This is a genomic window from Mesorhizobium sp. WSM3879 (genome assembly GCF_002294915.1).
Classification (GTDB): domain Bacteria; phylum Pseudomonadota; class Alphaproteobacteria; order Rhizobiales; family Rhizobiaceae; genus Mesorhizobium.
Genome location: NZ_NSFZ01000025.1, coordinates 2,501 through 5,000, shown reverse-complemented (window position 1 = coordinate 5,000; position 2,500 = coordinate 2,501). Strand labels below are relative to the sequence as shown.

The 2,500-nt window shown below is 52.8% G+C and carries 1 rRNA gene (only partly in view); it reads right to left on the bottom strand.

Annotated elements, in window-relative coordinates:
- A 23S ribosomal RNA gene (locus CK218_RS29680) occupies positions 1-2,399 on the bottom strand; it reaches 530 nt to the left of the window's first position.
- Between the last annotated feature and the right edge of the window lie 101 nt (positions 2,400-2,500).

Genomic DNA, 2,500 nt, shown 5'->3' with positions numbered 1-2,500 from the left:
AGTCTCGCAGTCAGGCAGGCTTATGCCATTGCACTCAGCGAACGATTTCCGACCGTTCTGAGCCCACCATCGCGCGCCTCCGTTACTCTTTAGGAGGCGACCGCCCCAGTCAAACTACCCACCATACATTGTCCCGGACCCGGATAACGGGCCGCGGTTAGACATCCATAGTGATAAGGGTGGTATTTCAAGGGTGGCTCCACCTGAGCTGGCGCCCAGGCTTCAAAGCCTACCACCTATCCTACACATGCCACTACGAATGCCAATGTAAAGCTATAGTAAAGGTGCACGGGGTCTTTCCGTCTAACCGCAGGAACCCCGCATCTTCACGGGGAATTCAATTTCACTGAGTCTATGCTGGAGACAGCGGGGAAGTCGTTACGCCATTCGTGCAGGTCGGAACTTACCCGACAAGGAATTTCGCTACCTTAGGACCGTTATAGTTACGGCCGCCGTTTACTGGGGCTTCGATTCAGAGCTTGCACCCCTCCTCTTAACCTTCCAGCACCGGGCAGGCGTCAGACCCTATACGTCGTCTTGCGACTTCGCAGAGCCCTGTGTTTTTGATAAACAGTCGCTACCCCCTGGTCTGTGCCACCCTCCTCTGCTTGCGCAAAAAAGGGTCACGCTTCTTCCGAAGTTACGCGTGCAATTTGCCGAGTTCCTTCAGCATAGTTCTCTCAAGCGCCTTGGTATACTCTACCAGACCACCAGTGTCGGTTTCGGGTACGGTCTATAAGGAGGAGCTATTTCCTGGAACCACTCCGCTGCCCTTTCAATCCGATAAGATTGGACAACTTGTGTGATCCGTCACTACCTCCAGGCTCACGAATATTAACGTGATTCCCATCGACTACGCGTTTCCGCCTCGTCTTAGGGGCCGGCTAACCCTGCTCAGATTAACTTTAAGCAGGAACCCTTGGTCTTTCGGCGGGGGAGTCTCTCACTCCCCTTACGTTACTCATGTCAGCATTCGCACTTCTGATACCTCCACCGCCCCTCACGGGTACGGCTTCACTGGCTTACAGAACGCTCCGCTACCGCTCGTGATTGCTCACGAACCCTAAGCTTCGGTGTATGGCTTTAGCCCCGTTACATTTTCGGCGCAAAGACCCTTATTTAGACCAGTGAGCTGTTACGCTTTCTTTAAATGATGGCTGCTTCTAAGCCAACATCCTGGTTGTTTTGGGATCCTCACATCCTTTCCCACTTAGCCATAACTTGGGGACCTTAGCTGTAGGTCAGGGTTGTTTCCCTTTTCACGACGGACGTTAGCACCCGCCGTGTGTCTGCCGACTAGTACTCCCAGGTATTCGGAGTTTGGTTAGGTTTGGTAATCCGGTGAGGACCCCTAGCCCATCCAGTGCTCTACCCCCTGGGGTATTCGGTCGACGCTCTACCTAAATAGATTTCGCGGAGAACCAGCTATTTCCGAGTTTGATTGGCCTTTCACCCCTAGCCACAAGTCATCCCGAACTATTGCAACAGTTATGGGTTCGGCCCTCCAGTAAGTGTTACCTTACCTTCAGCCTGCTCATGGCTAGATCACTCGGTTTCGGGTCTAATGCGACGAACTGAACGCCCTGTTCAGACTCGCTTTCGCTGCGCCTACACCTATCGGTTTAAGCTTGCTCGTCACACTAAGTCGCTGACCCATTATACAAAAGGTACGTGGTCACCCGCCCATCAAAGCGCTTGCGCTCTTGATGGCAAAATCAAAAGTTCTTCAAATCGTCAAGCGATTTGAAGGACGGGCTCCCACTGTTTGTAGGCAATCGGTTTCAGGTACTCTTTCACTCCCCTTGTCGGGGTGCTTTTCACCTTTCCCTCACGGTACTAGTTCGCTATCGGTCATGCACGAGTACTTAGGCTTGGAAGGTGGTCCTCCCAATTTCAGACAGGATTTCACGTGTCCCGCCTTACTCAAGGACGATTGATCGCATTACGCGTACGGGGCTGTCACCCGCTACGGCCCAACTTTCCAGAAGGTTCCGCTTGTCTCTCAATCGCCGCTGGCCTGGTCCGGGTTCGCTCGCCACTACTTCCGGAGTCTCGGTTGATGTCCTTTCCTACGGGTACTTAGATGTTTCAGTTCCCCGCGTTCGCCACTTTATCCCTATGTATTCAGGATAAGTTACCTATTATCGATACTTGGAAACCACAGCAGCAAAAACAGCGCGATCCCAAAGAGATCGTCGCCCCACGCTCAATCCTTTTGGGATTGCCGCGTCAGTTGCCCTGCTGCTCTGATTTTCCAAGTACCTTAGGTGGGTTTCCCCATTCGGAGATCTACGGATCAAAGGGTATTCGCACCTCCCCGTAGCTTATCGCAGCGTATCACGTCCTTCATCGCCTGTGCATGCCAAGGCATCCACCAATTGCCCTTAAGACACTTGATCGTTCTCATTGCCAATACCCATCATGCGCGATCCCGAAGGGATCGTCGCATAAGCGCGATCTCGCAGAGATCGTCGCATAAGCGCAATCCCGAAGGGATTGT